Source organism: Rhodococcus sp. LB1 (assembly GCF_001583455.1).
In the GTDB taxonomy this organism is placed as follows: domain Bacteria; phylum Actinomycetota; class Actinomycetes; order Mycobacteriales; family Mycobacteriaceae; genus Rhodococcus_F; species Rhodococcus_F opacus.
The window spans coordinates 1-5,445 of sequence record NZ_LTCZ01000252.1 but is presented as its reverse complement, the minus strand read 5'-3'; the positions used below and the strand labels follow the sequence as shown (position 1 = coordinate 5,445).

At 66.6% G+C, this 5,445-nt stretch carries 5 protein-coding genes; 1 reads left to right on the top strand and 4 read right to left on the bottom strand.

From position 1 onward, the window contains the following. The 4 genes from AZG88_RS28360 to AZG88_RS28345 form a co-directional block, all read right to left on the bottom strand. The coding region (locus AZG88_RS28360) for a helix-turn-helix domain-containing protein (RefSeq protein WP_156517648.1) at positions 1-284 on the bottom strand (284 nt) is incomplete at its 3' end. Between the two features lie 295 nt (positions 285-579). Next, positions 580-1,338 (bottom strand): SDR family NAD(P)-dependent oxidoreductase, encoded by a 759-nt coding sequence (locus AZG88_RS28355; protein ID WP_061699815.1) that lies wholly within the window; start codon positions 1,336-1,338, stop codon positions 580-582. Continuing rightward, on the bottom strand, positions 1,335-2,147 hold the full coding sequence (locus AZG88_RS28350; protein WP_061699814.1) for an enoyl-CoA hydratase/isomerase family protein: 813 nt from the start codon (positions 2,145-2,147) through the stop codon (positions 1,335-1,337). The genes AZG88_RS28355 and AZG88_RS28350 overlap by 4 nt, the downstream gene beginning before the upstream one ends. Beyond that, complete coding sequence (locus tag AZG88_RS28345) at positions 2,144-3,772, bottom strand: AMP-binding protein (protein ID WP_061699813.1); 1,629 nt, start codon at positions 3,770-3,772, stop codon at positions 2,144-2,146. The genes AZG88_RS28350 and AZG88_RS28345 overlap by 4 nt, the downstream gene beginning before the upstream one ends. A gap of 117 nt (positions 3,773-3,889) precedes the next feature. On the opposite strand from AZG88_RS28345, the gene AZG88_RS28340 reads away from it, so the two are divergent. Further along, positions 3,890-4,516 (top strand): TetR/AcrR family transcriptional regulator, encoded by a 627-nt coding sequence (locus tag AZG88_RS28340; protein WP_061699812.1) that lies wholly within the window; start codon positions 3,890-3,892, stop codon positions 4,514-4,516. The last annotated feature ends 929 nt before the right edge of the window (positions 4,517-5,445 follow it).

The following is a 5,445-nucleotide window of genomic DNA, read 5'->3' as shown; positions in this document are numbered from 1 at the left end:
TTGTCGTCGTCGATCGTCCGGGGACGGCCGGGGCGTGGTTCGTCGAGCAACCCGTCGCATCGGTCCTCGACGAACCTGTCCCGCCACCGCCGCACCGTGCCTCGGTTCAACCCCAGCCTCTGCGCCACTTCGGTATTCGATCCACCATCGGCAGCAGCGAGAATGATTCGCGACCGTACCGCCAAACCTGCAGCGGTCTTGCGTCGCCGCGACCACCCCTCGAGTTCTACGCGTTCGGTCTCGGTCAGCACAATGTCCGCCGGTCGCGGACCGCGAGTTGCCATGACCAATCTTAACAACCGATGGCTTTATTTATGACTCAGGACACTACTGGCGCCGTGCGCCCTGCCACGACTGCGGGTGCCCTCGCTGAGTATACGAAAGAAGGCGCGCTGCGTGGCGGTCGATGAATTCGCGGTCCGGCATCGTCCGGGGTTGCGATCCATTACGAATCACCCACCAAGCGCCTGTTAGTGCTGGCCGCCTCGCGCAAACACGCGGCGTGAGCTGCATATGTACTCTGCCGCAACATATCTGCGGCGCATCTGCAGGCGCTGGGACGGGGTTCGTCGTTCGGAGCTATCGGATGGAGGATCCGATGCCGAGGCCGCCGTCGACGTCGAGGACGATGCCGCTGACGTAGCCGGCGGCGGGGGAGCAGAGGTAGGCGGCGGCTTCGGCGATGTCGTTGGGGTCGCCGGTGCGTTTCTGGGGGACTTTGGAGACGAGTTTGTCGCGGGCGGGCCCGTTCATGGAGGCGAGCATCGGGGTTTCGATGAGGCCGGGGGCGATGGCGTTGGCGGTGATGCCGTCGCGGGCCGCTTCGAGGGCGATGGTGCGGGTGAGCCCGACGATGCCGGCCTTGGCGGCAACATAGTTGGCCTGGCCGAAGTTCCCGCGCCAGCTCATCGAGCTGAACGACACGATCCGTCCGTAGGTGCGGGCGCGCATGTGCGGTAGCACGGCCTGGGCGCACAGGAACGATCCGGTGAGCGAGACGTCGATGACGGCGTGCCAGTCCTCGACACTGATCTTCTCGATCCGGTTGTCGCGAATGATGCCGGCATTGTTGACCAGGGCGTCGACGCGCCCGTGGGTGTCGGCGATCGTGTCGACCCAGTCCTGCACCCGCGGGGCGGAGGCGACATCGACGGGGTGGCTGGTGGCGGGTCGGCCGTAGCGGTCGGTCAGCTCGGTGGCCAGTGCTTGTCCGGCGGTGTCGTTGATTTCGGCGATCGCAACGGTGGCGCCTTCGGCGGCGAAGCGGTGGGCCATGGCGGCGCCGAGTCCTTGTCCGGCGCCGGTGACGAGGACGACCTGGTCGGTGTAGCGGTTCATCGTGTTCCTGTCGGGGCGGGGTGGGAGTTGGTGGGGGTGGTCCTGCCGTGCAGGAAGTCGTTCAGCGCGGCGGGGATGTCGCTGGCCTGCCAGTGGGTGTCGAAGGCGTCGAGTTCATGGGCGAGGCCGCGCTTGTCGTCGAGTTCGGTGAGGTCGGCGAGCAGCGTTTTGTAGGCCGATTGCGCGGGGCCGGCGTGTTCGGTGAGCTCGGCGGCGGCGGCCAGGGCTGTGGTGTGCAGGTGGTCGTGGTCGACGATCGCGTGTAGCCATCCGGTGCGTTGCAGTTCCGTTGCCGGGAGCAGGGTGCCGGTCAGGGCGAGCCAGCGGGCCATGGAGTCGCCGACCTTGCGGGGCAGGCGCACGCTGGCGCCGCCGGCGGGGAGGAGGTTGTTTCGTACGTGTCCGTCGCCGATGAGCGTGGTGGGGGTGGAGATGACGACGTCGCAGGCGAGCGCGAGTTCGAGGCCGCCGGCGACGGCGTGCCCGTGAACCGCCGCGACGACGGGTAGTGGACTCTTCTCCAGCCGGGTGGCGAAAGCCGAAACCTTGCGCAAGAAGCCGAGTGGGGTCCGGCCGAGGGCGTGCAACTCCAGAAAGTGCTGGAGGTCGGCGCCAGCGCAGAAACTTTGGCCGGCGCCGGTGAGGACGACGGCTCGGGTCTCAGGGTCCCCTTCGGCGTCGGACAGTGCGGTGCCCAGTGCCTCGACCAGTGTGTCGTTCAGGGCGTTGCGCCGGGCCGGGCGGTTGAGGGTGAGGGTGCGGGTCGCACCGTGCTGGGTCACGACCAGCGGCGTCCGGGCGTCGGTCATGAGTGTGGTTCCTGTTGGGACAGTTCGGCGCGGCGCTGCTGGCGGAGTTGGGCGCGCTGGATTTTTCCGCTCGGGGTCTTGGGGAGGGTGTCGACGAAGTGCACCCGGCGCGGGTAGGCGTGGGCGGCGTATTTCGTTTTCACCCACTGCTGTAATTCGCGGGCGAGCTCGTCTCCGGGATCCTGGTCGTGGTCCGGTGCGGCGATGACGTAGGCCTCGATCACTTCGCCGCGTACCTCGTCGGGTGCGGCGACCACGGCGCACTCACGCACTGCGGGGTGATGGACGAGTACGGATTCGACGTCGAAGGGTCCGATGCGGTAGCCGGCCATGATGATGACGTCGTCGTCGCGGGAGGAGAACCGGAGCAGTCCGTCGGGGTCGATGCTGGCGGTGTCACCGGTGAGGAAGTGTTTCTTGTCGGCGGTGAATCGGCCCGCGTCGCCGCGCCCGGCCGCGTATTCGGTGAACGTCATCAGCGGGCTGTTCGCAACCACCACCGCGAGCCGCCCCACCGTTTCGAGGGGTGCGGGCACGTCGCGGTCGTTCTCGAGCACGGTGAGCTCCCACCCGGGTAGCGCGACACCCATCGCTCCGGTGACCACCGGCACTGCGACGTCGGGGTGATGCGGGAACCCGGCGGGCATGCCGAGTTCGGTCTGTCCGTAGTGGTCGTGGACGATCAGGCCGAGTTCCTTGTCGGCCCACAGGTTGACTTCGGGGGTCAGCGGTTCACCGGCGCTCGAGAGGCGGCGCAACGCGAGTGTGTTCGGCTGCAAGTGGTGTTCGGCGCGCAGGCCCCGGTACACGGTCGGCGCCGCGGCATAGTCGGTGACCTCCAGTTGCGAGAGCACATCCCAAGTAGAGGCGGCGGAAAAGCCGCCGCGGGTCAGGATGGTCGGCACTCCGGCGGCCAGCGGTGCGATCACCGCGGTGTAGAGCCCGTATGCCCATCCCGGGTCCGCCGCGCACCAGAACACGCTGTCCTCGCGGACGCCGAGTGCGAATTCGAGGTAGCTCTGCCACCCGGCGATATAGCGGACCGGATGGACGACGCCCTTCGGGGTGCCGGTGGTGCCCGAGGTGAACATGTGCACCAGGGAACCGTCTCCTCCGACGGCCACCGGCGGCCGTGTGTCGGCAGGAGTGGACGCCAGCAAAGCTGTCAGCGTGTCTGCGCCGTCACCCGCGACGAGGATTTCCCACGGGCCGTCGGCGGAGATCTTGGACCGATACTGCGCGTCGACGACAACCAGCTTTGTCTCCGAGTTGGCCAGGCGGGAAGTGACGGCGTCCTCGGCGAACGCGGTGAACAGGGGGACGTAGACGGCCCCGACTCGCCAGATGCCGAGCAGGACGGACACCAGGTCGGCGCTCTTGCCCATCAGGGTGGCAACTCGGTCGCCTTGTCCGATCCCGCGATCGGCGAGCACCTGCGCGAAGCGGCGTGACGAGTCGGCGAGGTCGCCGTAGGTATACCGGGTTGTGGACAGGTCCTCGTCGATGACGGTGAGGGCCAAGGAATGCGGTGGGTGCTGATCGCACAGCAGCCACGCCACGTTCGTGCCGTCACCGGCGTAGGACGACAGGATCTCGCGTACTCGCGCGTCGATTTCGGCAGACACGACAACTCCTTGTGGGTAACATAGTGGGTAACTTGGCTCCGCTAAATGTACCCAAGGTGTCGGGAGAAGGGAAGGCGTGTGAAATCGAGAGGCCGGAAATGTGAAACACTCGACCGCATGGCACGTGCAGGAGCGACGCCGAATCGCGCGACGATGAACACCCCGCGGCGTCGACGCGTCGACACCGCCCGCCGGGACGAGTTGCTGGCGCGGATCGAGGAGATCTTCCTGACGGAGGGGTTTACGTCGGTCACCGTCGACGACCTGACCCAACGCTTGCGGTGCTCCAAGGCCACCCTCTACAGCGTGGCGTCTACGAAAGAACAGCTGGTCATCGCCGCCACCAAACACTTCTTCGGCGCGGCGGCCGAGCAGATCGAGGATGCGGTCGCCGCCGAATCCGATCCCCGCAAGCGCATCACCACGTACCTGGGTGGTGTCGCATCGGCGATGCGCCGCAATTCCCGGGCGTTCTACGACGACATGGTCGCGTACCCGCCGACGGCGGAGATCTACGGCCGCAATACCGCGCAGGCCGCGCGGCGGGTGCACGAGTTGATCGATGAGGGCGTCGACGCGGGCCTGTTCCGGGCCACCGATGCCGCGTTCGCCGCCCAGTTGGTGGCGTTGGCGATCGACGCCGTCCAGTCCGGCGTGCTGCTCGAGCGCACCGGACTATCCGCGGCCGATGCCTTCGGAGAACTCGGCGATCTTCTGCTCCACGGGCTACTGCGCACCGATTGAGCACCGCGAAAAGATGATGACGGTCCTCGACCCTGGAGGCTGGCAGAGAGAGTGGGACACCGCGGACCCGGCGCATACCGAAATCCAGGTCGCTCGGCATTCGAGTAGCCAATCGTCCCAGGTCATGTAATCGCCTGCCGGCGAGAGTCCAGCCGAGCTCGTCGAGGGTCCAATGTGCCTTTGCGGAGTTGCGTAACATCGAGGTGCTGATCCAGTTCGACTCATCGTCGGCGCCGCCGCGGGCGACCGGGACGAGATGATCGATTGACGGGAACAACTCCCAGTGCGCGAAGTGGCTCTGCGAGACGGCCCAGTTCGGATGGGCGGGAGACTCCTCCGGCATGATCGGAGATAGCGTCCGCAACGTTCACGGGTGCACGAGTTTTGCGCCGGAGTATCGGTCGAGGAACCCGTCCTGGCAGAGAATCCGCAAGCTCTGCCGTTCGGTGTACCACCGCGCCGTCTTCGCGACGGGCCTGAAAGGATACTCGGAGCGCAGGATCTGTCGACCCCGATCGACGTCGTCCGCTCCGATCGCGGCGGAGACTCGGTCGAGGATGTCGGCTTTCTCCCCGGACAGCAGGTTTGGGTTGCCCGCGGGCCGGGGCTGTCTGCAGGGGCCACGCAAGTGATCGTAGGGCTCAACTGCCGCTCGGCCCATTTATGACGGCGCGACCGCTGGGAGTCCGTTTCGGATGCGCCTCCGGGGGGATGCACCGAACCCGAACCGTTTGCTGAACCTTGGTGCATGATTCGCGGACGATCAAGTCAATGTGTCACCGGGCGCAAAATATCGAATGGGGTTCTGCGTCGACGACCCGATCTGTCCGAGGTGGGGTCACGTCGTCACTGCGGCGAGCAGTTTGTCGGTGATCGCTGTGGGTGTTACTGCTACGGCGAGCTTTTGGACGCGGCTGGCGGTGTCGAGG

Excerpts from the sequence above, each read along its gene's own strand:
- AZG88_RS28355 (WP_061699815.1), bottom strand. The coding sequence starts at position 1,338 with ATGAACCGCTACACCGACCAGGTCGTCCTCGTCACCGGCGCCGGACAA.
- AZG88_RS28350 (WP_061699814.1), bottom strand. The coding sequence starts at position 2,147 with ATGACCGACGCCCGGACGCCGCTGGTCGTGACCCAGCACGGTGCGACC.
- AZG88_RS28340 (WP_061699812.1), top strand. The coding sequence starts at position 3,890 with ATGGCACGTGCAGGAGCGACGCCGAATCGCGCGACGATGAACACCCCG.